At 53.4% G+C, this 21,609-nt stretch carries 17 protein-coding genes and 2 pseudogenes; 10 read left to right on the plus strand and 9 right to left on the minus strand.

Features of this window, described 5'->3' with window-relative positions; translation table 11 throughout:
- Position 1 precedes the first annotated feature (1 nt).
- The 10 genes and pseudogenes from CVV65_RS14590 to CVV65_RS14635 form a co-directional block, all read left to right on the plus strand.
- Entirely contained in the window at positions 2-2,305 is a 2,304-nt protein-coding gene (locus CVV65_RS14590) for an AAA family ATPase (RefSeq protein WP_100668753.1), read from the plus strand.
- A gap of 11 nt (positions 2,306-2,316) precedes the next feature.
- A complete protein-coding gene (locus CVV65_RS14595) occupies positions 2,317-3,792 on the plus strand; it encodes a restriction endonuclease subunit S (RefSeq protein ID WP_100668754.1) in 1,476 nt (491 codons plus the stop codon).
- Positions 3,789-6,809: a type I restriction endonuclease subunit R gene (locus CVV65_RS14600; protein WP_100668755.1), complete on the plus strand. Its 3,021-nt coding sequence runs from the start codon at positions 3,789-3,791 to the stop codon at positions 6,807-6,809. The genes CVV65_RS14595 and CVV65_RS14600 overlap by 4 nt, the downstream gene beginning before the upstream one ends.
- 244 nt (positions 6,810-7,053) lie before the next feature.
- Complete coding sequence (locus CVV65_RS14605; protein ID WP_100668756.1) at positions 7,054-7,377, plus strand: hypothetical protein; 324 nt, start codon at positions 7,054-7,056, stop codon at positions 7,375-7,377.
- A 207-nt stretch (positions 7,378-7,584) separates the two neighbouring features.
- Positions 7,585-7,914, plus strand: a complete 330-nt coding sequence (gene tnpA, locus CVV65_RS14610; protein WP_100668757.1) for an IS66 family insertion sequence element accessory protein TnpA — start codon at positions 7,585-7,587, stop codon at positions 7,912-7,914.
- Positions 7,908-8,057, plus strand: a complete 150-nt coding sequence (tnpB, locus tag CVV65_RS17475; protein WP_100668758.1) for an IS66 family insertion sequence element accessory protein TnpB — start codon at positions 7,908-7,910, stop codon at positions 8,055-8,057. Before tnpA ends, tnpB (CVV65_RS17475) begins: the two co-directional genes overlap by 7 nt.
- 650 nt (positions 8,058-8,707) lie before the next feature.
- Positions 8,708-10,474 carry a group II intron reverse transcriptase/maturase gene (gene ltrA, locus CVV65_RS14620; protein ID WP_157935541.1) on the plus strand — a complete coding sequence of 589 codons (1,767 nt, stop codon included), beginning with the start codon at positions 8,708-8,710 and terminating at the stop codon, positions 10,472-10,474.
- Positions 10,475-10,573: 99 nt separating this feature from the next.
- Positions 10,574-10,780: pseudogene (gene tnpB / locus CVV65_RS14625) on the plus strand (IS66 family insertion sequence element accessory protein TnpB); the annotation flags it as partial.
- Positions 10,781-10,852: 72 nt separating this feature from the next.
- Complete coding sequence (gene tnpC / locus CVV65_RS14630) at positions 10,853-12,436, plus strand: IS66 family transposase (RefSeq protein ID WP_100668761.1); 1,584 nt, start codon at positions 10,853-10,855, stop codon at positions 12,434-12,436.
- Between the two features lie 301 nt (positions 12,437-12,737).
- Positions 12,738-13,418: pseudogene (locus CVV65_RS14635) on the plus strand (IS1634 family transposase); the annotation flags it as partial.
- Between the two features lie 219 nt (positions 13,419-13,637).
- On the opposite strand, the gene CVV65_RS14640 reads toward CVV65_RS14635, so the two are convergent.
- The 9 genes from CVV65_RS14640 to fliB all read right to left on the minus strand — a co-directional run bounded on the left by CVV65_RS14640 (position 13,638) and on the right by fliB (position 21,584).
- The gene (locus CVV65_RS14640) at positions 13,638-14,474 is read right to left on the minus strand and encodes a hypothetical protein (RefSeq protein WP_100668762.1); all 837 of its coding nucleotides are present in this window, start codon (positions 14,472-14,474) and stop codon (positions 13,638-13,640) included.
- 283 nt (positions 14,475-14,757) lie between these two features.
- Positions 14,758-15,147, minus strand: a complete 390-nt coding sequence (locus tag CVV65_RS17210) for an integrase core domain-containing protein (protein WP_157935542.1) — start codon at positions 15,145-15,147, stop codon at positions 14,758-14,760.
- A 52-nt stretch (positions 15,148-15,199) separates the two neighbouring features.
- Entirely contained in the window at positions 15,200-15,670 is a 471-nt protein-coding gene (locus CVV65_RS17480; RefSeq protein WP_407928362.1) for a helix-turn-helix domain-containing protein, read from the minus strand.
- 13 nt (positions 15,671-15,683) lie between these two features.
- Positions 15,684-16,007, minus strand: a complete 324-nt coding sequence (locus tag CVV65_RS14655) for a helix-turn-helix domain-containing protein (protein WP_198592050.1) — start codon at positions 16,005-16,007, stop codon at positions 15,684-15,686.
- Between the two features lie 91 nt (positions 16,008-16,098).
- Positions 16,099-17,868, minus strand: a complete 1,770-nt coding sequence (locus CVV65_RS14660) for an AIPR family protein (RefSeq protein WP_100668765.1) — start codon at positions 17,866-17,868, stop codon at positions 16,099-16,101.
- 260 nt (positions 17,869-18,128) lie between these two features.
- On the minus strand, positions 18,129-18,800 hold the full coding sequence (locus CVV65_RS14665) for a transposase (RefSeq protein ID WP_100668766.1): 672 nt from the start codon (positions 18,798-18,800) through the stop codon (positions 18,129-18,131).
- A gap of 155 nt (positions 18,801-18,955) precedes the next feature.
- Positions 18,956-19,579, minus strand: coding sequence for an RES family NAD+ phosphorylase (locus CVV65_RS14670; protein WP_100668767.1), 624 nt, complete (start codon positions 19,577-19,579; stop codon positions 18,956-18,958).
- A 126-nt stretch (positions 19,580-19,705) separates the two neighbouring features.
- Positions 19,706-20,161 (minus strand): HEPN-associated N-terminal domain-containing protein, encoded by a 456-nt coding sequence (locus CVV65_RS14675; RefSeq protein ID WP_100668768.1) that lies wholly within the window; start codon positions 20,159-20,161, stop codon positions 19,706-19,708.
- A 169-nt stretch (positions 20,162-20,330) separates the two neighbouring features.
- Positions 20,331-21,584 carry a flagellin lysine-N-methylase gene (gene fliB, locus CVV65_RS14680; RefSeq protein ID WP_100668769.1) on the minus strand — a complete coding sequence of 418 codons (1,254 nt, stop codon included), beginning with the start codon at positions 21,582-21,584 and terminating at the stop codon, positions 20,331-20,333.
- Positions 21,585-21,609: the final 25 nt, after the last annotated feature.

Consider the following 21,609-nt stretch of genomic DNA (forward strand, 5'->3'; position numbering starts at 1 on the left):
AATGCTTGAAAAGATCGTTCGAATCAAAAACATTGGTCGTTTTCTGGACTACGCCGCTAAGGGAGACGTAACATTCCGCAAGTTGACGCTTGTATATGCAGAAAACGGCCGTGGCAAGACAACTCTCTGTGCGATACTTCGCTCCCTGCAAAGCGGCCAGCCCGAGTTCATCTCCGAGCGACAGACCCTGTGGGCGACGGATGCGCCATTTGTGCACATCCGGCTCAACAATGCCGACTACAAGTTCGACGGCAATGCTTGGACCAACTCACATCCCGACATCCTCATCTTTGACTCCGTGTTCGTGAATGAGAACGTCTACTCCGGCGACTATGTCGAGCATGAACACAAAAAGAACCTCTACCGCGTCATCGTAGGGGCGCAAGGCGTCCAGCTCGCCAGGCAGATTGAGGAGCTGGACAGGCAAATCCGAGATTTGAACGCGAATCTACGAGAGAAGAAGGAATCAATCTCCAAGCACGTGCCGTCCGGTACCGAGTTCGATGACTACCTGGAATGGCAACCTCTCGCTGATATCGAGGCGCAGATACAACAGAAGACTGAGGAGTTGAGCAACAGGCAGCGTGCTGCCGCGAGAGCTGGCGAGATTCAGGAGAAGCAGCTGTTTGTAAAGGTTCAACTCCCTTCCCTGCCGTCTAACTTCTCTGAGATCCTGTCAAAGCAACTGACGGATATCGTCATCGATGCCGAAAGGAAGGTACGAGAACAGATTGCACGACACCAGATGGGACATCAAGGCGAGTCCTGGCTGTCCCAAGGCTTGGCCTACGTCAAAGATGACCGGTGTCCCTTCTGCGGGCAAGGGGTGCAAGCCAACGATTTGATCGCGGCTTATCGCTCGCACTTCAGCGCGGCCTACAGGGGCCTCAAGCAAGAAGTCGCCCAACTGACCCAGCGGGTGAACAGTGCCATTGGTGAGGCGGCCCTTAGCTCGGTGCAGCAAGCAATCGCCGCCAACGCGGCCCTCGCGGAGTTCTGGAGGCAGTTCACTGCTGTTGACTTGCCTCATATTTCTTTCTCGGACATACAGCAGAAGTACGCCACACTCCGCGAAAAGTGCCTGAAGCTCGCCACGAGAAAGCAGGAAAGCCCGACCGAGTCGGTCAAGTTGGACGCGGAATTCACTACGGCCCTCGCGGAAGTGGATGCCCTGCGAACGGCCGTCGTTAAATACAACGCGGCCGTGGACGCGGTGAATTCGCGTGTTAACGAGCAGAAGGCTGCCGCGCGCTCACAGCCTGACATCGTAGGGGTTAAGAATGAACTGGCTCAACTGGAGGCACGAAAAAAGCGGTTTGAGCCGGAGATCGCGAAGGCTTGCCAAGCGTACAAAGATGCAGTCGCGAAGAAGGCATCACTTGATCAGGAGAAACAGCAGCTCCGCCGACAGCTTGATCAATATTGCGAAAACATTATGCGTACCTACGAGAAGTCTATCAATGAGTACCTTGACCATTTCAACACCGGGTTCCGCATCACCAATTCGCGTCATCTCTACAAAGGCGGCACACCGAGTTCACACTATCAGATTGAGATCAACAGGAAACCCGTGGACCTCGGCGACGCGCGTACTCCTGCCGGAACGCCTTGCTTCAAGACGGCCTTGAGTTCCGGCGACCGGAACGCCTTGGCGCTGGCCTTCTTTCTGGCTGTGCTAAAACAGGAATCGGACATTGAGCGGAAAATTGTCGTGTTCGACGATCCGTTTACGAGTCTCGATCGATTCCGCCGAACCTCCACTCAGCAACTCATTCAACGGCTTTTGAAGATGGCGCAACAGGTTATCGTCCTTTCGCACGACGCGCATTTCCTGAAGTTGCTCCATGACGAGTGTCCCTCCGCGACTACTAACACCAAGACGCTCCGAATGAGCAAGACGGGAAATGCCACCGTCATTGGGGAATGGGACATTGAAGCGGAGGTGCTAAGTTCATATGAGAAAGACTATAGGACACTGCACGGGTTTTACGATGACAGGACAGGCGACCCGCGCGCAGTTGCTAGAGCCATTAGGCCCTTCCTCGAATGCCTGCTGAGAACCCGTTTTCCTGGACACTTTCAACCGAACGAGTGGCTTGGTGATTTTATTACCAAAATACGAGCGGCTGATGAGGCAAGCGGTTTGCAACTAGCCAGAGCCGATCTCAGCGAACTGGAAGCGATAAACGACTACTCCAAGAAGTACCACCATCAGCAGAATCCAAATGCCGACATAGAACCGATAAACGAGGACGAATTGCATGCCTATGTAAAGCGGACACTTAGGTTAGTCGGCGGTGAGTGAGAGCTGAAAAAATGACGGAAAATTATATGTCTCGAATGACCGATATCCTCAAACCCTACCCCGCCTACAAAGACTCAGGCGTGGAATGGCTCGGCCAGGTGCCGGAGCATTGGGAGGTGTTGCCCGGGCGTGCGGTGTTTCGTGAAATCAATGACCGTGGTCACCCTGACGAACAAATGCTGTCGGTAACCATCACACGCGGCGTACTGCGTCAAGCAGACTTGCTCGCAAACAGCTCCAAGAAAGACTCCTCGAACGAGGACAAGTCCAACTACAAACTCGTTCAACCGGGTGACCTGGTGTACAACAAGATGCGAGCCTGGCAGGGGGCGGTGGGTGTCTCGGCTTACCGGGGGATCGTGAGCCCGGCTTACATCGTCCAGCGGCTAAGAAGCGTCGAGAACTTGCCCCGCTACATGCACTTTCTTCTTCGCACACCACTTTTCGCTTCGGAGGCCGAGCGATGGTCGTATGGCATTACTTCGGATCAGTGGAGTCTGCGGGCAGAGGAATTCAAGTGCATCTACTTCTCACTTCCTCCCCTCCCCGAACAAACCGCCATCGTGCGGTTTCTGGAGTGGGCGGAGCGGAAGATCCGGCGGGTGATCCGGGCGCGACAGCGGCGAATTAATCTGCTGGAGGAGTACAAGCAGGCCCTCATCCACCAGGCCGTTACGGGCCAGATCGACGTCCGCACGGGACAGCCCTACCCGGCCTACAAGGACTCCGGCGTGGAATGGCTGGGAAAGGTGCCGGCGCATTGGGAGTTGCGGAAATTGAGGGCCTTGTTCACTAAAGCAGGAAGTGGGACCACACCTTCAGGAGAAGAGTTTTACGGGAGCGACATCCCGTGGGTCGTCACTGGCGATTTAAATGACTCAGTCCTTACGAACACTACGCGTGCAGTCAATGCGAGAGCACTAGAAACCTTCTCTGCACTTCGTCTATATCCAAAAGATTCTTTGATAGTCGCAATGTATGGAGCGACCATAGGCAAAACAGCAATCCTCGGGATTGAGGCTTGTACCAATCAAGCATGTTGTGTGTTAGCTGAACCACGTAGGGGTGTGCTAGTTCGCTTTATACAATCAGCGGTCATTGCTGCTAAAGGGTATCTTGTCCGGCAAGGATATGGTGGAGGACAACCCAACATAAATTCCGAAATCGTTCATAGTCTGCGAATACCTGTGCCGCCATATAGGGAACAAACCGCCATCGCCGAATACCTCGATGCCCAGTCGGCCAAGATCGACGCGGCCATCTCCGCCGCCCGCCGCGAAATCGAACTGTTGCACGAATACCTCGAGCGCTTGATTGTCGATGTAGTCACCGGCAAAGTGGATGTGCGCGAGGTCGCTGCGCGGCTGCCGGAGGAACCGCCCGAGGAGGAGTCCGAGTGGGGGGACACGGAAGACATGGCCGAAGCTGAAACGGCAGATGATGATGCCGCCGCAGAAGCTCTCGCGGAGGAGGAAGTTGAAATATGAAACCCACCGATACCAGTGAAGCCGGGCTTGAAACGTTGATCTGCCGGGCGCTGGCGGGCAGTGACTGCACGCCCCGGCCGGCCGGCACTCCGGCGGTCGTCGCCGAAACGCCGGCGGCCTACGCCGGGCTGGGTTGGCTCCCCGGCGACCCGGCCGACTACGACCGGGAGTACTGCGTCGATCTGGTTCAGCTCGCAGCCTTTCTGCGCTCGACCCAGCCCGAAGTGGCCGAAGCGCTCGATCTGGATCACGACAGCCCCACCCGGCGGAAGTTTCTGGCGCGCCTTCAGGGCGAGGTGAGCAAGCGCGGGGTGGTGGACGTGCTGAGAGGCGGCATCCAGCACGGGCCGCACCGCATCGAGCTTTTCTACGGCACGCCTTCGCCCGGCAACGAGGTGGCGCGGGCGCTCTATGAGCAGAACCGCTTTACCGTCACGCGCCAGCTCCGCTACAGCCGCGACGAGATGCAGCGGGCGCTGGACCTGGTGCTTTTTATCAACGGCCTGCCGGTTTTCACCTTCGAGCTCAAAAACCGGCTGACCAAGCAGACGGTCCATGACGCCATCGAACAGTACAGGCGCGACCGCAACCCGCGCGAGAAACTGTTTGAGCTGGGCCGCTGCGTGGCACATTTTGCGGTGGACGACAACGAGGTGTGGTTCTGCACGCACCTTGCGGGCAAGGCGTCGTGGTTTCTGCCTTTCAACAAAGGCTACAACGACGGCGCGGGCAATCCGCCCAACCCGCAGGGGCTCAAAACCGATTACCTCTGGCGGGAGGTCCTCACCCGGGAGAGCCTGACCGACATCCTCGAAAACTACGCGCAACTCGTCGAGGAGAAGGACCCAAAAAGCGGGAGGAAGTCGCGCAAGCAGATTTTCCCCCGTTATCACCAGCTCGACGTGGTGCGCAAGCTGCTCGCAGATGCCCGGAAACATGGCGCAGGGCGGCGGTATCTCATCCAGCATTCGGCCGGCAGCGGCAAGTCGAACTCCATCGCCTGGCTGGCCCACCAGTTGATCGGTCTCGCGAGGGATGGCAGGCCTATTTTCGATTCCATTATCGTGGTGACCGACCGGCGCATCCTGGACCAGCAGATCCGGGACACGGTCAAGCAGTTTGCCCAGGTGAGCGCTACGGTGGGGCACGCCGAACATTCCGGCGATCTGCGGCGCTTCATCGAGGGCGGCAAAAAAATCATCATCACGACGCTGCAGAAGTTCCCGTTCATCCTCGACGAAATCGGAGGCGAGCACCGCGGGCGCCATTTTGCCATCATCATCGACGAGGCGCATTCGGGGCAGGGGGGCCGTACCTCGGCCAAAATGAGCATGGCTTTGTCGGAAGCCGGTGCGGAGGATGAAGAGGAAACCTTCGAGGACCGGATCAACCGGCTCATGGAGACCCGGAAGCTTTTGCCGAACGCCAGCTATTTCGCCTTCACCGCCACCCCGAAAAATAAGACGCTCGAGATGTTCGGTGAACCCGACCCGCAGCCCGACGGCACGGTCAAACACCGGCCGTTTCATAGCTACACCATGAAACAGGCCATTCAGGAAGGGTTCATCCTGGATGTGCTGGCCCACTATACACCGGTCAACAGCTACTACAAGCTCATCAAGAAAATTGAGGACGACCCGGAATTCGACGTCAAAAAGGCGCAGAAGAAGCTGCGCCGCTTCGTCGAGGGGCACGAGCACGCCATTCGGCTCAAGTCCGAGATCATGGTGGACCATTTTCACGAGCAGGTGATTGCCAAAGGCAAGATCGGCGGCCGGGCGCGGGCCATGGTGGTGACCGGCAGCATCGAGCGGGCCATCCAGTATTTCCATGCTTTTAAGGCGTACCTTGCCGAGCGCAAAAGCCCTTATCGGGCGATTGTGGCCTTCTCGGGGGAGCACGAGTATGGCGGACAACAGGTCACCGAGGCCAGCCTCAACGGCTTTCCCTCGAACCAGATCGCCGACAAGATCCGGGAGGACCCGTATCGGTTTTTGATCTGCGCCGACAAATTCCAGACCGGCTACGACGAGCCGCTATTGCATACGATGTACGTGGACAAGGTGCTCTCCGGGGTCAAGGCCGTGCAGACACTTTCGCGCCTCAACCGCGCCCACCCGCAGAAGCATGATACCTTCGTCCTCGATTTTGTCAACGACCCGGAGGCGATCCAAAAGGCCTTCGAGCCCTACTACCGGACGACCATCCTCGCGGACGAGACCGACCCGAACAAGCTGCACGACCTCAAGGCCGACCTGGACGGGTACCAGGTGTACGCGCCCGAAGAGGTGGATGAACTGGTACGACTGTACCTGGACGGCGCCGACCGCGACCGTCTCGACCCGATCCTTGACGCCTGTGTGACCACCTACATAGAGCACCTCGACGAAGACGGTCAGGTCGACTTCAAAGGCAAGGCCAAAGCGTTTCTTCGAACGTATAATTTTCTGTCTTCAATCCTCCCCTACACCAACGCCGAGTGGGAGAAGCTATCGATTTTCCTCAACTTCCTGGTGCCCAAATTGCCGGCGCCAAAAGAGGAGGACCTTTCGAAGGGCATCCTCGAGGCGATCGACATGGACAGCTACCGGGTCGAGAAACAGGCGACCATGAGGATCGCGCTTGCCGATGCGGATGCCGAGATCGAACCGCTGCCCACGGTGGGCGGGGGACATAAACCCGAACCGGAGCTCGACCGTCTCTCGAACATCATCAAGGCTTTTAACGATCAGTTCGGCAACATCCCCTGGACCGACGCCGATCGGGTGCGCAAACTCATCACCGAGGAGATTCCGGCACGTGTGGCGGCCGACGCCGCTTACCAGAACGCACGCAAATATTCCGACAAACAGAACGCGCGCATCGAGCACGACAAGGCGCTCGGTCGCGTCATGATCGCGCTGCTGCAGGATGACACCGAACTCTTTAAACAGTTCAGCGACAACGAAGGCTTCCGGCGCTGGCTAACGGATACGGTGTTCGCACTGACCTACGGCGAACCTGGCAGCGCGAGGTAGCCAGGACCCAGACGAGGCGGTCCGGCGCCATCTCGCTTGGACGTTGTCTACGGTAACGTAAAAAGGGACCACTGTAGTAACGCCATGGGACGCACCTGTGCGTGGCAATCATCAAGTTGACTATGGTAGCCACGAGAATCGGACCCACCCCTGCTTAGGCGGCGCCTAAGCAGGGTCACCCGTTTTTCCGCGCTCTTGCTGTTGCCTTGATGAGCATAAGTTTTAGTTGGAGGGTTGCTTTGTCATGAAAAATACCAAGGCTTTCTTTATTTTACTGATTCTTCAATTTTTTTATTTTCTCTTCCTGATCCCATGGAGCGCCATTTTCTTCGTCTCCGGCATGATGTTCGATGCTCCCGGTTCGGAAAACAACATCTTGTTGCTCGCAATTTTTTTTGCCATCATGGTCTATCCCGTTGCGTTGATCAGTTCCTCAGTGATGAGCTGGAAATGGTATAAAAAAGGTCATTTTCGTCGCTCGTACATATGGAATTCGATTCCATTGATATGGATCATACCGATATTATTGGTACTCGTGCTGGCGTTAATTTTTGCTAATTTTACATAAAAATTATTTCTGGCCAAGTGCTGTTCCAACCCAAGTTTGACATCGGTCGCGCCGTGATGCTCGTGGTCGGCCAAGACGTCACCAGATCCTTGGATGATTTCGCTGTCACCGGGTAAGCGTCAAATCCGACACACCTGGCCGAGCAATCAGCCGCATGCGATGATTCTCTCATACACCACCTGAGTGCAGGAGGAGGAGATCATCGCCATGACAAGGACCGAGTTGCGGAAAACTTGGGCAGACCGTGTGGCCCACTTCGAGGCCAGCGGCCAAAGCGCCGCCGCCTGGTGTGCCGCCCACCACATTCAACCCCATCAATTGTACTATTGGCGGCGGAAACTGCGAACCTCGGAGAAGCCCCAGACCCCCAGCGCTTCCCTGTTGCCCCAATGGCTCCCCGTTGAGATCGACGAAACCTCGTTGGACGCAGAGACCTCTGTGGTGATCCGGGTTCATCAAATCGTCCTGGAAGCCCGGCCCGGCTGTTCTCCCGAGTGGCTCGCCGACCTCGTGCGGGCCCTGATGTCCCGGTGTTAGAGAATCCCGGACAACGGGTCTATCTCGCCTGTGGAAGCACCGACTTGCGCAAGTCCATCGACGGGCTCGCTGTGCTGGTCAAAGAGCAGTTCGAACTGGACCCGTTTTCGCCGTGTCTTTTCGCGTTTTGCAGTGCGACTTGAAAGTCGTCGAGATTCATGTGGTGCGAATCCACCCGTCCAGAACTGCGGACGCGAACCTACCGTGACGTGGGGCAGTGGTAACGCAGCCTTGCGAGAGCTCACGGGACAATGTAGCCGCGCCAGATAGAGTGAATTCGGGCCGGAGCCAGGTTGCGAAGTGCATGGTGAACATCCGTGAACCCTCTATAAACCGCGTCAGCGAAGACAAGCGAAACACTCTGATACGCTTGAGCCAAAAGGCATGTAGCCGGAATCGGCACTTGCAAATTGCCGATTCGCAGTTCCGAGTGCTACCGCGGGATTCAGGGCACCTAAACACTTCAGAGATGGGGTCTCGACGGAACAAGGTAAGCCCCATGGGGTCTGTCCGAAACGAGACAGTAAGCGGAACGTAAGTTACGCCGAACTCCTCAGGGGGTAGAGGAATGGGCAAAAAGCGAAGGCTGTCTTGTAATGAGACAGATAGGGGCGGCAGAAAGGCCGAGATACCCCGACGCGAAAGCGTGCAGACTTGCCCAAGGTCATCCAGCCGGGAATCCTGTAGCATGAGACGAAAGGGGTGGTCTGTTATGAACCGAAAAGCCGTCCCAAAAGACGAGTCAACAGGCCACACTCGTAAGAATCCCAGAGAAATCCACGAAGACCCTATCATGCGCGCATGGTTGGAAGCCCAAACGGCCGAGACCCGTCCACATGATATGGACCAGTGGACAGGATGGAAGGATATCGAACGTCACGTCCTCAGGTTGCAGCGACAACTGGCTCACGCAGTCGAAAATGGCAATCGTAAAGCAGTGCGCCACTACAAGTGGCTCATTCGGACCAGCCACCACGTCAAACTTCTGGCCATTCGGCACGTGACGCAAGAAAACCGGGGACGGCGCACCCCAGGAGTCGATGGAAAAATTTACACGACGCCAAGGCAGCGCCGTAAACTCTGCAGGCTTGTGAATCTACATCGTCGTCCTGATCCGGTTCGGCGGGTGTACATCCGTAAGAAGAATGGCAAGCTCCGACCTTTGGGAATTCCCACCATGCACGACCGGGTGTGTCAGGCCATCCACAAGATGGCCATGGAACCTGAGTGGGATATTCAATTTGCGCCCAATACGTACGGATTCCGACCACAGCGGTCGACATGGGACGCGATCGGACAAGTTTATACCATCCTTTGTCGCTCTAACTCCCCCCAATGGGTCATCGAAGGGGATATTCGTGGGTATTTTGACAACGTCGACCACGAGAAACTGCTGGCTAAGCTCGCTCCAGAAGACCGCGTGTTCGTTCGGCGCATGTTGAAAGCCCCCGTCTTTGATCCGGAACATGGGCTTGTTCCAAGCATCAGGGGTACGCCCCAAGGGGGTCTGTTATCCCCCTTACTGGCGGTTATTGCGTTACAAGGGATGGAGAACGAGTTGCGGGAAAAGGCGTTGCAAATGAAATTTGGAAGAGACCGCACGAGTCCCGGCATTCACATCGTCAACTATGCGGACGACTTCATCGTCACGTGCAAAACCAAGGAGCAGGCCGAACAGTTTGTACCGGTCATCGCCCAGTGGCTTGCGGAGAATGTCGGGGTTGAACTCAGCCTGGAGAAGACCCACATCACACACATCGATGACGGGTTTGACTTTCTGGGATTTAACGTCCGAAAGTACCGCGGGACGCTATTGATTAAACCCGCCAAGGCCAATGTGCTAGCCTTTTTGCGGAAAATCAAAAGCATCCTGGACGCGAACAAGTCGGCCAAGCCATCTACGGTCATCCGGTTGCTGAATCCCTTGATCCGGGGATGGGGCAACTACTACAGCACCCAGGTGAGTAAGGAAATCTTTAACTACTGCGACCACAGGATTCACTGGATGCTCTGGAGATGGGCGAAACGACGACATCCGGGGAAAGGAGCCCGGTGGATTCACCGGAGGTACTTCCCTCGGCGTGGAAATCGCAAGGGGGTATTCGCGGACGGCCCACTCACGCTCGCCATCATGAGCGACATTCGCATCATCCGGCACGTGAAGATACAGGGACGACGTTCGCCTTATCGCCCAAGCGACCAGGAGTATTTTGAAGCAAGACGAGAACATCTGCTCCTGAAACGGTTGAACGGCATGCAGAAGGCAGTGGTGCGCAAAACCCACGGACGGTGTGCACTCTGTGGATGTCCCATTTCTACGGAACACTTCCGACGCTGGCAGGTCGACGGAGACAATCCTATCCTGTTCGTTCGGATGATTCCCGAGCGACTCGGAGGCCGCAATACGATTGCAAATGTCGTCGTTACGCACCGATGGTGCTATAACAGGTACCGATCCGTTTATAACCATGATCCCCTTCCCGACCAGCTAGAACGCTATCTTTCCAATCAGGAAAGTCTGATCGACGGACGTGTGGTGTGGGATCGTGAACGACGATGAAACTGCAGGATGGCTTGAGCCGTGTGACGGGAAACTGTCATGCACGGTTCTTAGGGGAGGAGGTGGCCGCAAGGCCACCGACTTACCCGACATCGCAAACGGGATAAACTCAAAATCCTCCAGTGGGACCACAATGGGTTCTGGCTCCATTACCGGCGCTTGGAACGGGGCACCTTTCAGTGGCCCGACGAGAATCCGTCGGAAACCCTGAAAATCAACCGCCGGCAGTTGCAGTGGCTGCTCGACGGGCTTTCCCTGAATCAGAGCCAAGCCCATCGGGAGGTGACGGCGCGCACCGTCCTGTAAGCCTCCAAACTTCTTTTCCTGTCGTGGTGGGATGTGGCAGGAAAAGAAGCGTTTGTGCCGAAATCAATAGGTATGAACAACATCGTGGTTGCTGCGGAGACAATCGAATCCCTTGAGAAAAGAATCCAGCGCCTGGAACAGGAAAATGCCGAGTTGGCGGCCAAGGTGGCCTGGTATGAGGAGCAGTTTCGCCTGAGTCAACGCCGCCGGTTTGCCGCCTCCAGCGAGCGCTCCAAGACGACCTCCGAGCAGTTGGAACTGTTTAACGAGGCCGAAGTGGAGGCACAGACGCCTCCACCGGAGCCGACGGTGGAAACAGTGACGGTGCGCCGGGTGAAAAAGCCGGGTCAGCGGGAAGAGAAGCTGAAGGAGCTGCCGGTGGAACGGATCGAGCACCGCCTGGCCGAAGAGGAACAGGTTTGCCCGCAGTGTGGGGATGCGCTCCACGAGATGAGCACCGAGGTTCGGCGGGAACTCAAGATCATCCCGGCGCAGGTGAAAGTGGTGGAGCACGTGCGGCAGTTGTACTCCTGCCGCCGTTGCGAACGCGAAGAGATCCAGACCCCGATTGTCAAGGCCCCCATGCCGAAGCCGGTCCAACCGGGAAGTCTGGCCTCCCCCTCGGCGGTAGCCTACGTGATGACGCAAAAATACGTCGAGGGGATGCCGCTGTACCGGCAGGAGCAACAGTTTGAACGCCAGGGTCTTGCCCTCTCGCGGCAAACCCTGGCGAATTGGATCGTGTACAGCGCGGAGCATTGGCTGGAGCCCTTGTACGAGCGGATGCACCGGGAGCTTTTGAACCAAGACATCCTGCATGCGGACGAGACCACGCTGCAGGTGTTGCGGGAGCCGGGGCGGGCGGCAGAGACGACGTCGTACCTGTGGCTGTACCGCACCGGACGCTACAGTCCGCCCATCGTCCTGTATGAGTACCAGAGGACTCGGGCGGCGGAACATCCGAAGGCGTTTCTGAACGGGTTTAAAGGGTACCTGCATGTGGACGGGTATGCGGGGTACAACGGACTGGCGGACGTGACCTTGGTGGGGTGCTGGGCGCACGCCAGGAGGAAATTTGACGAGGCACTCAAATCCCTGCCGGCCTCGAAGCGTTCGGCGCCGGTGGCCGCCAAGGAAGGCTTGGCCTATTGCAACCGGCTGTTTGCGATCGAGCGAGACCTGAAAGATCTCACGCCGGAGGAGCGGTACCGCCGCCGCTTGGAGTTGAGCCGTCCGGTGTTGGATGAGTTTTTGGCGTGGCTGGTGGAGCAAAAGGAACACGCCCTGCCCAAAAGCGCCTTTGGCCAAGCCATTCAGTACTGCTTGGGACAGTGGGGGAAGTTGGAGGCGTTTTTGAAAGACGGGCGGTTGGAGATCGACAACAACCGGAGCGAGCGATCGATCAAGCCCTTTGTGATTGGTCGAAAAAACTGGTTATTCGCGAACACCCCGAAAGGGGCGAAGGCGAGCGCGACGGTGTACAGCATCGTGGAGACCGCCAAGGAAAACGGGCTGAATCCCTACGAATATCTTCGGTACCTGTTTGAGCGGTTGCCCAACGTGGACGTCAACGATACCAGTGTCTTGGATAGACTGTTACCGTGGTCGCCCGAGCTGCCGGAGTCTGTCCGCCGTCGGCCATCCGGGGGCACGTAAACACCGAACTGAAGAGCAGGCCCCATCACCTGGGTCGGGTGGGGCCTATTTGGCGTGCCCAAAAAGCCTACAGCCACCGGCCTCGTTTGACGCTTACTTTCCATTAACGATGCGGCAGGATTCACTTCATGTTACGGCCTGCAGTTTCGCTTCACCCATCGGGGCTTTTCGCAGGGCTTCATCCTTAGGCTCTCACCACCAGATGCCTGCTAGCTACGAGGCGGTCTGGCCCCTATCTCGGCCGGACTTGCACCGGCAAGTTGTGCCTAGCTTTGCTAGGCGCGCTGTGGGGGATTTGACGCTTACGGATTGGCGGCGGCGTCATAATCGCTGGGGATTTCATCGCGTAACAGGCCGGGTCGTTCAGGAAACGGCCGTGAAACGGCGAGTGGGGCGCCCTCGGAAAACCGATCCCGACCAAGGGAACGTAGAGGTTGTCCGGTGGCGAGTGACCTTCACGGTGGAACCCGACACAGAGGCCATTGAACAGAGACGGCAAAGGGACAGTACATTTGTCCTGATCAGTAACGTCCCGCGGACGCGTCGGGCCGACGATGCCGATCTGCTGCGGGATTACAAAGGCCAGATCGAGGTCGAGAACCTGTTTCGGGCCCTGAAACAGCCCTATTTTGTGCACGGAATTTTCGTCAAGACGCCCAAACGCGTCTTGGCGTTGGCCTATGTCTTTTTACTGGGGCTGCTGGTGTACGCGATCATTCAACACCGGGTGCGCCAAGGGGTGCGGGAGGATCAACAAACGGCACTGGCGATCGCGGGTGCGAAGTTTCGCTCTCCGACCACCCGGACGTTACCGAAAGAGTTTGACGGGTTAACCCTTGTGATCGTGCGCCTGCCGGATGGGACGGTCACCCATCATCTTCAAGGACTTACCGAGACAGGGATCCAGATTCTTCGATGGATTCGGATCCGGACGGATAACCTCTTGATGGGAGCTTCATTGCCACCAGCGGAAAGTGGGTAATCGACCTCTCGGCGGGCGGGTCTTCGATATCATGTGACAACTGAATCCTCAGAGAAGGCCTTGTTTGTGGATATAACGTCGAATTTTGTCGAAATAGGCAGATGATCAATTTCATGTTTCGACATTCTTCGATATGCGAAAAATGGGATCCAGTCAGGGACCCCAACTGTAATGAACCAAAGGTCGGCGAAAAGTTGGCTCAAGAATGTGGAAACGATGTCATGACCCGTTGTTCTTTTTTATCTCAAATAAAAATCGGGCTTTGATATAATTTAGTTCATTGATTAATTTAAGTCTTCCACATGCCCAGGCCGCAATTCCAAGTATTCTCAAGTCATTATTGTAATCATTAATAACTTTCTTAAGGAGTAATTTATATTCTGCACTCTGTTTTCTGCCTATTGAATAAATCAATTCCCACGGATATTGCTCCAAAAAAGTAATATCAATGTCGGTACTGTCTAAAATACTCTGAATAACTCTCATTCTCCAGTACTCACTATCCAAATTAATTATTAAAAATTTATAATCAACAGATTTAATTGCGCTACTATCTCTTGCAATAAGCTCCAATGCTTCTTGATCCTTATTATGAATAAATGCTTTTATGAGCTGTGACGTTAATTTTTTTGCTAAGCCAAGATTCGCTAATCTTTTATATGCATTGATTCGTCGTATTTTTCGTGTATGAAACACTTCTTTTGAAAAAAAATCTCTTGCTACCCTACCTCTAAGTGCATAGCTTAGCCTTATTATCAATCTATCAATCTTCATTTTTTGCTTACTTCCTAACTTGTTTGAGATTTTTTCCAGTTCGTTAAACTGATTTATCAATTCTCTTTGTTCATCATCGGAAAGTTCCAACTCAATTAATCTCTTGCAGTACATGTATTTCTCTGGATTTTCCCATAAGGAAACTACCATAGGAATAATATCTGAAGCATCCAGACATCTAATCTCTGCCATCCTTAGCGTCAATTCTAGTCTAGCTAACATGGTATAGCTGTGAAAATCTAACCTCAGATTATCCTCTAATACTTTAGTGATTGTTTTCATTTTAATCACTTCCTCTCTAATAAAAAATCTAGCGAAAGTTAAAGTCTCAGGTAGTGGTGTAGAATTGCGTGGCCGGATTAACCCCTGCAGATTGGACACATGCTCCCGGTATTGAGCTATTTCGGATTCTTGCTATGGCCTTTACCCTCATCTAGAAATTGCCATCGGTCGTCGGGCTGTCAAGGGCCGCTGTCGCTGAACCTTCGGCCCTCCCTTGACAGCTCCTCCTCCCTCTGGCAGAGGGTAATTAGGGGCAAAGGCCGATGGTACGCAATGGCGTACGTCAGTCCTTCACAGGGCGCTTTGGTTGCAACCCTGTTTCCAGATGACGGCCGTAAAACTCGGCCAGCGAGAGGTAGTGCAGGCTCGAATGCAGCCGGCGGATGTTATACCTGCGTATGAACGCCTCCACCGCCCGGTAGGCCTCGGTGTAGCTCTCGAACTCGTACATGGACAGACACCCATCCTCAAGCAGCCGGTGATAGGATTCGATGTATGCGTTCATGTTGGGCATCTTGGGCGGTATCCGTTCGTGTTCGACCTTCCAGCGTTCACACTCCGATTCGAACAGATGACTCACAAACTGAGGCCCGTTGTCTGAGCGGATGATCGGGAGCGGAGCATTACGCTGAAAAATCTGACGCCTCCACAACGCTGCCCGAAACGTCTCCACGGCATGCCGTGCTTCACAGGTGAGTCCGATATGGTATCCTACAATTTAGCGATCATACACATCGAGGTAAGACAAGACAAAGAAGAATCGGTCCTCGCCAGGGATATATCCGTACTTCACATCGCCCCCCCGAGCTGATTGGGTGCCATGATGGTACGGTTCCGGGCCAGTTTCCTCGGGTGTTCCGGCGGATCTTCCGCTGCGGGCGCAGGATATCCAATTCCTTGCACAGACGATACACCTTCTTCTCGTTGATCACGAACCCGTAGTCCTGTCGGAGCATGTGAGTCAACTTCCGGTAACCGTATGCATATCCATCTCCGGCGATGGACTCCATGAGCCACTCTTTGATCTGCTCATCGCTGACTTTGCGGTTATCCTTGGTCAGCGAATACCTAGGAATGGGACGTCCGCCAGCCGTCGTATGCGCCTTGGGCTCATGTGCAACTGGTAATAATAAGTGGATCGAGAGACCCCCACGATGCGCAGCACGAGAGTTGCGTTGTACCCGGCTGTGATCCACTTGTGCGCGATGGCTACTTTATCCGCAAGTGAGGGTTGGCTTTTTTTAGCAGATCACGCAAGATAGCGATTTCAAGGTCCTTTTCGCCCAACAGCTGTTTGAGATGGGCATTCTGCTTGTCCAACTCGCGATTCTCGGCAACGAGCTGGGCATATTCCTGCTGGGTCACGTGGGTGGCATTTCCTTTTGGACTGCTGCCCTGCATGAGTTGGCCAGCCTTATATCGGCGAACCCACTTGCTCACCACATTCACATTCGGGCGAATTTCGTACTTGCGCGCGACCACGCTGTTATTGCCGACAGTCAGGAGTAAATTTCCTACGTTCCACTTGAACAACCTCCTGATTTCATTATCTCAGAAATTAGGGAGGCTGTCCAATCCAATTTTGGGGCTTAAGATTAACTACTAACCACGACATTGTGCAATCTCACAGATCCCATTGATCAATAGATACTACTCCAGCAAAATGGTCGTATATCGACTTGTTCGCTCGTCTTGTCGCCTGAATCATGTTTCGAAACTGGTCGACCGCCTCTTGAATCTCCTTCCTGTTCTTTAATCCGTTTTCTAAAGGCGTTTTTAGAAGCTCCCAGAACGGCAGACAACACTCAACAATAGGTTGCCAGAGTCCTTCATAAGACTGAAAATCACGATATCGATCTTTGAAACGCAAAAGAAACAATGTTGGAATCGGCTTGTCTAACAATATTTCTTGTACTGACCCTATAGCGGACATAAAAATATGAATGGACCCTCTATACCGAAGGAAGTCCAAGATTTCCTTCTCGCTTTGTGTAAGTTGGTCGGCGCCTTTATTTTGTAGCGTAATTTTAAGATTAGAAATGGCCCGGTGTAACGTATATACATATATGATATGATCCGCGTGAGTTTCGTCGTTAAAAAATTTGTTGTAGTAATCATTGGATTGCCAGATATTAGCTTTCTGGTTATACGCCAGATCCGGATATTGATGAAACGATGCCAATGACTGTGCCGCTGTGTCTGAGGGAACCAAGTTTGATCGTCTACGGATAGTATCGTCTTCGCCACCTCGCCGACCGCCAAGGTATTCGATGGTGTCTCCATAAAATTTTTTGAATTCTTTTCTCAACCTATCTTGAACAGCATCCGTGCTACGAAAATCAGCAGGGTTAATCTCATTCTGTGTATTATTGAATTGTACAATACTTCGAATTACCTTTTCATCACTACACTTGATGAAGCGTGCTGGAACCTTCGCTTCATCACTAGGAGGATGTTCTAAGGAGCCAACAGCACCAGTTGTCTGCGCTCCGTTAACAATCGAGATCCCTTTAATATGTAACATTGTTCCCTCGTCCGTTTCCTCTACGTACAAATCATTGACTAACGCCGTGATCCCGTTGTTGAAAGCCCAGAATTGATCGGGTTCTCTGGCCGCCGTCTGTTTGATGCCATTGTTGATATTGGTGCCGCTACGTCGGCTCCCTAGATAGTCTCGAATATTTGCCGAAAACAATTGTTTGTTGTGCTGTTTAAACCTTTCATGTAACCATTTAGCCGGAATACAGGTCGCATAAGCTTTCCATTTCTTAGTTTCGAGCAAATATCCTCCGGGAACAGGGATCGCATAAGGTTCTGTAACCAAGATATGAGCTTTGCTATCCCTGTACCATTGTTCGATTGTATCCGAACCAATTTCCGAAGCTCGAACCTCCCGATGTCCGGTAGACCCAAAGAATGTGCGTAAAGCATTATGGACCGTTGTTTCGACAGTAATCAGTTCCCGTTTCACATTTTGGGATTCCTTCAGATTATGTACGTACCAAAACTCAATGGTGTCGAGCTGATTAGATTGAAGAGCATCCCGTAGCTCCATGGCCGCAGGCCGAATGCGTTCAGGAAGCCTTTCGATCGGCTGTGTTAATAACCACGCAGCAGCAGTATTGAGATCGGACGCCTTATTTGCAGGCGCTTCGCCAATCCACTTGCTGGAAAAATGGGTCTGAGCTACTACTGCTACTCCTCTGTCACGATCAACATAAACGAGATCACATTTTTTGTCATCTTTGCCATCGGTCAGACACTGTGCAGCCACAGCATGAATATCGTCGATATTCCACTTTAATTGGAGGGCAAATAACAAGAGACCATTGTTACCATAAATCTTGAGATCCTCACGGGATCTAAAGGCGTCAATAAAAGTTACGTCTGCCATACTATCGCCTCCAATCTGAAATCACAGGTAAAGTATGGTTATCAAGTAGAAGGGGGCTATTCCCCGTCTGTCACGCCGCCTGTCATGTATGTACACATCCGACAGTATATCAAACTCGCTGGAGCATGTTTAAACGTACGGCGAGAATGCGCAAAGGGCCTTTCGGCTAACCTCTCTAACCTTCACTACCTAGTGCCCTTTCAAACAACCTTGATCTTCTTTTGCTCACGTAGAAGTCTGACATGGCGGCTGTGCTTGTTTCACCAACGCAGGTACGACCGAATCGCTGTGGCCAACGCCTCGTGATGTGGATAGTGACTCCCACGCAACACAAACGATCGTAACGGCGCAAAATGGCATTCGATTCGGTTCAACCATGAGGCCTGGGTCGGTGTAAAAACCAGTTCTACATTGTTTTCTGCAGCCCACTCAGTCACAGTACGATGCTTGTGAGGTGAAAAATTGTCCAAAACTACGTACAGCCGTTTAGAGCGGTGATGCCGCAAACTCAGAATCATTGAGGCTTTCCATGTCTTGGTGTGCTGGTAAGTGATGTCGACTTCCTCCAGAATGACACGGATAGTCTCAATGCCAATGGAGGTCACGATGCCCCGCCTTTCGGCCTCCTCTTTGAGCTTGGACAGTGACCAATGGGTAAAGGGCAAACCCAGGGTGTTTGGCGGGATCTGGGCCAACTCAATGATCGCGACTCGTTGTTCTTCGGTAAAGGTCCACAGTCGTCCGCCCCTGTACCGGGGTCTTAAGTCCTCCAATCTATGCTGGTTGAAGGCATGAATAAGATGACGAATGTGCTCCTGAGAGAGGTGATACAACTCGAAGATCTCCGGCATCTTCATCTTTTGAGCGGAAGCCAACACGACCAAAGCCCGTCGCATTTCAACGGGGTTGGATCCTTTGAGAGCAATCTTCACAAGTTTGTTGCCCTCTTCAGGCGTCAAGTCTCAGACAAAGATGCACATGATGATCACCACCTGGGATAATCATTCGACAGACAACTGGTCATCCCTTTCGATTTATCCAACTACATTGCCTGAAGGGGCACTAGTTCCCGTTACTATACATTTCATCAAGTACAGTGGATCATCCTTTCAGTAGACGCCAATGACAGAACCTTTTCTCCTAACTTAGGATCTCTCAGGTTGCCGGTACAATCTTTCTGGGTTAAAAAGAGGACGCAATTTTTGCCGCCCGGCCTGCGCGTGCTCGGATAGAGGATCCCGTCAAGCCGTTCTCCTCCGGGCAGTCTGAAAGCATACCGAAAATACTCCGCCACCACCTGCGTGGGCACGTATTCCAGATGTTCTTTACCGTCTTTTTCGACCGGCTTTGAGATATTCCTGACAAAATTATTCAAAAATATGATCGGACCGCGCCAACTGCGTTTCTCGGGGTCAAACAGACTTGGCTCTTTCGGCATTTCAACCAGATCCAGCACGCGGAGGGTCCGCAATGTACGGACTACGCCAATACTTGCGTCCAGGGGTTCGTCCCCTGTAGCTATCTCGGCCAGAACAGTTTCCCGATCCTCCGCGCCGTAAAACATGGGAATACCCGCCGCACTCATACGGTTGGACGAAACAGCCTTGTTCTTTGGAACCGGCCCAAGATCGGAAACCGATGTATACGGCTGGAGGTTGTCGTTTATCCTCCCTCTGAAAAAAACACTCCCGGTCGGCACAGTTTTGATCATGCCTAACTTGGTGACAAATCTACCAAGAAAAAATAGGATTTCAGCCGCATATGACGTTGCACCCCGTGACCGATCACTCTCGATTGAAACCTGATGAAAAAATACCGATTTTCGTGTCTTACATATTCACAAAAATACATCGAAATATAGCCCCTCATCCTCCGTTTCCCCGCAAGGATCTTTGCGACACCATTCCGTATCCATTCCCAGAGCGTTGAGGATGTCCTCTCGGAGAGAGTCCTCATGTATGATCAAGCCCGTATATTCAAGGAGTTCCCATGTGTCGACAACTTCTCCTTGCCAGCCTCCTTCACTAGAGTCCCAGCCAAGACTGTTCATCGCATCTTCCCACTCGGAAAATATCCCGTCTGCGATTAGTTGCATAACTTCCTCCATATGCGCGGCAATCGGCTTGCCTCTGTTCACTCGCCCGCAATATGTACACCTGCGCTTCATTGCATGTTCTCGAATGAACCGTCGGATTGCCTCGTCTTCAAAACACTCGGCACAGACGTATTTGTCGCCTACCGACGACCATCCCCGTTCTTGTTCCTCAATCAACTTATTTTTTGCCCGTCCCATCATTATTCCTCCTATCCCATTGACTTAAATAATGAAATAGATTTTGAAGTCTCCATTAATATAGTATTTTGTGGTACTCAATCCTATGCACAGTACAGATAGAATAAAAGGTTGGTGTGTACACATGGGTCTCACCACGTCTTGATGATCCCATGGTGTGCCGCATCCTCTAATTCCTGATCAAGATCGCCATATACGGCAAGGTGGCGTAACCGTTGTCTTTCAGGAGGCCCTCGATGCGATGGAGGTATGTCTCGTTGTGTTCGACGGTTCGGGAAAAAGATTGGATGAGCCGAATTGTCTGGTCCGGTGTCAGTCCTTGGTGGAAGGCCGCCATGCCGATGAGGTGCATTTTGATCAGAGCGTAATGAAGAATCATCAGCACATAGTCGTCAAAAACGGACTGCCGTCCGCCGCACGGAAAAAGGTTCTTGAAGACATAGTTAACCAGATAGTTTTCAAGCATGTATCCGTGTTGTTCCACGAATGGCGCGTAGAAGCGAGCATAGGCCTCCTCGTAGCGCGCGGCGATGTTTTCCACCGGCTCTTCCGCCGTGTACCGAAGGCCGATTAAGCATTCAGCCAAACATTGCAGGTACCGCTGATTCGGTATACCGTGAGAGAAACGGATGTCCACCAATTCCTTGAGCAACTTCATTTGGATAGGAGATTGCGCGGGAATGGCATTTAAGTGTTCGTGAAGATCTCCCTGCTCCATCCAGTGCAGGTAGGAACCGATCAAAGCCGGGGTACCGTCCACCTGTCCCCTCCGGGCCAGTTCGTCCGCCTTCCGGTAAAACAATCCCAACCAGAGCAGGCGATCCTCAAGAGAATAGGTGCGGTTTTGCAGCACCTGAATGGTGAAAACCCGCAACTCCCAAAAGTATTTTGCAGGTTTGGCCGCATTGGACGGATCCGCCGTATTGAGGATACGAGAGATCACATACCTCTGAATGGCCCCTTCTTCTAACAAATCGAATTCCATGGGTTCGCGGGGCAACAGCGCCAGCCGGGCCGCTTCGGGGCACGACAGAGTCGCCGAGGTCTCCAAAACGCCGTTGACCTGATGGCTGATCCTGGGGTATATGGCACATGTATTCGACAGGAATTCCTCTCCAAGCCGAAGCTGGATCGTACACCATTTTTCTTCGGACAAAAATGGGCACGACCCATCGCGATTCATTTTTATTTTTCCGAAGTTGTCTGCACTGCGGCTGGCTCTCACCCGCTTGATCTGTTTCTCAAAGACGGTACCCAGTTCGGGATCGCGCACCCGCTTATATTTTTTGAAGGTCGTCTCATCAATAGAGACGGTCCATCCCACACAACAACTGTCTTCACAATCCGGACCGATGCAGGAAAATTGGCGGAGGTATTGCGGCACCAGTGTCTGACGTTTCTTCCCGCGGTCTTGAGTGTTCATGGAGCAAATCTCCTTTATTGGGGTC

The organism is Kyrpidia spormannii (genome assembly GCF_002804065.1).
GTDB lineage: Bacteria > Bacillota > Bacilli > Kyrpidiales > Kyrpidiaceae > Kyrpidia > Kyrpidia spormannii.

Excerpts from the sequence above, each read along its gene's own strand:
- CVV65_RS14590 (WP_100668753.1), top strand. The coding sequence starts at position 2 with ATGCTTGAAAAGATCGTTCGAATCAAAAACATTGGTCGTTTTCTGGAC.
- CVV65_RS14595 (WP_100668754.1), top strand. The coding sequence starts at position 2,317 with ATGACGGAAAATTATATGTCTCGAATGACCGATATCCTCAAACCCTAC.
- CVV65_RS14600 (WP_100668755.1), top strand. The coding sequence starts at position 3,789 with ATGAAACCCACCGATACCAGTGAAGCCGGGCTTGAAACGTTGATCTGC.
- CVV65_RS14605 (WP_100668756.1), top strand. The coding sequence starts at position 7,054 with ATGAAAAATACCAAGGCTTTCTTTATTTTACTGATTCTTCAATTTTTT.
- tnpA (WP_100668757.1), top strand. The coding sequence starts at position 7,585 with ATGACAAGGACCGAGTTGCGGAAAACTTGGGCAGACCGTGTGGCCCAC.
- ltrA (WP_157935541.1), top strand. The coding sequence starts at position 8,708 with ATGCGCGCATGGTTGGAAGCCCAAACGGCCGAGACCCGTCCACATGAT.
- tnpC (WP_100668761.1), top strand. The coding sequence starts at position 10,853 with ATGAACAACATCGTGGTTGCTGCGGAGACAATCGAATCCCTTGAGAAA.
- CVV65_RS14640 (WP_100668762.1), bottom strand. The coding sequence starts at position 14,474 with ATGAAAACAATCACTAAAGTATTAGAGGATAATCTGAGGTTAGATTTT.
- CVV65_RS14660 (WP_100668765.1), bottom strand. The coding sequence starts at position 17,868 with ATGGCAGACGTAACTTTTATTGACGCCTTTAGATCCCGTGAGGATCTC.
- CVV65_RS14670 (WP_100668767.1), bottom strand. The coding sequence starts at position 19,579 with ATGATCAAAACTGTGCCGACCGGGAGTGTTTTTTTCAGAGGGAGGATA.
- CVV65_RS14675 (WP_100668768.1), bottom strand. The coding sequence starts at position 20,161 with ATGGGACGGGCAAAAAATAAGTTGATTGAGGAACAAGAACGGGGATGG.
- fliB (WP_100668769.1), bottom strand. The coding sequence starts at position 21,584 with ATGAACACTCAAGACCGCGGGAAGAAACGTCAGACACTGGTGCCGCAA.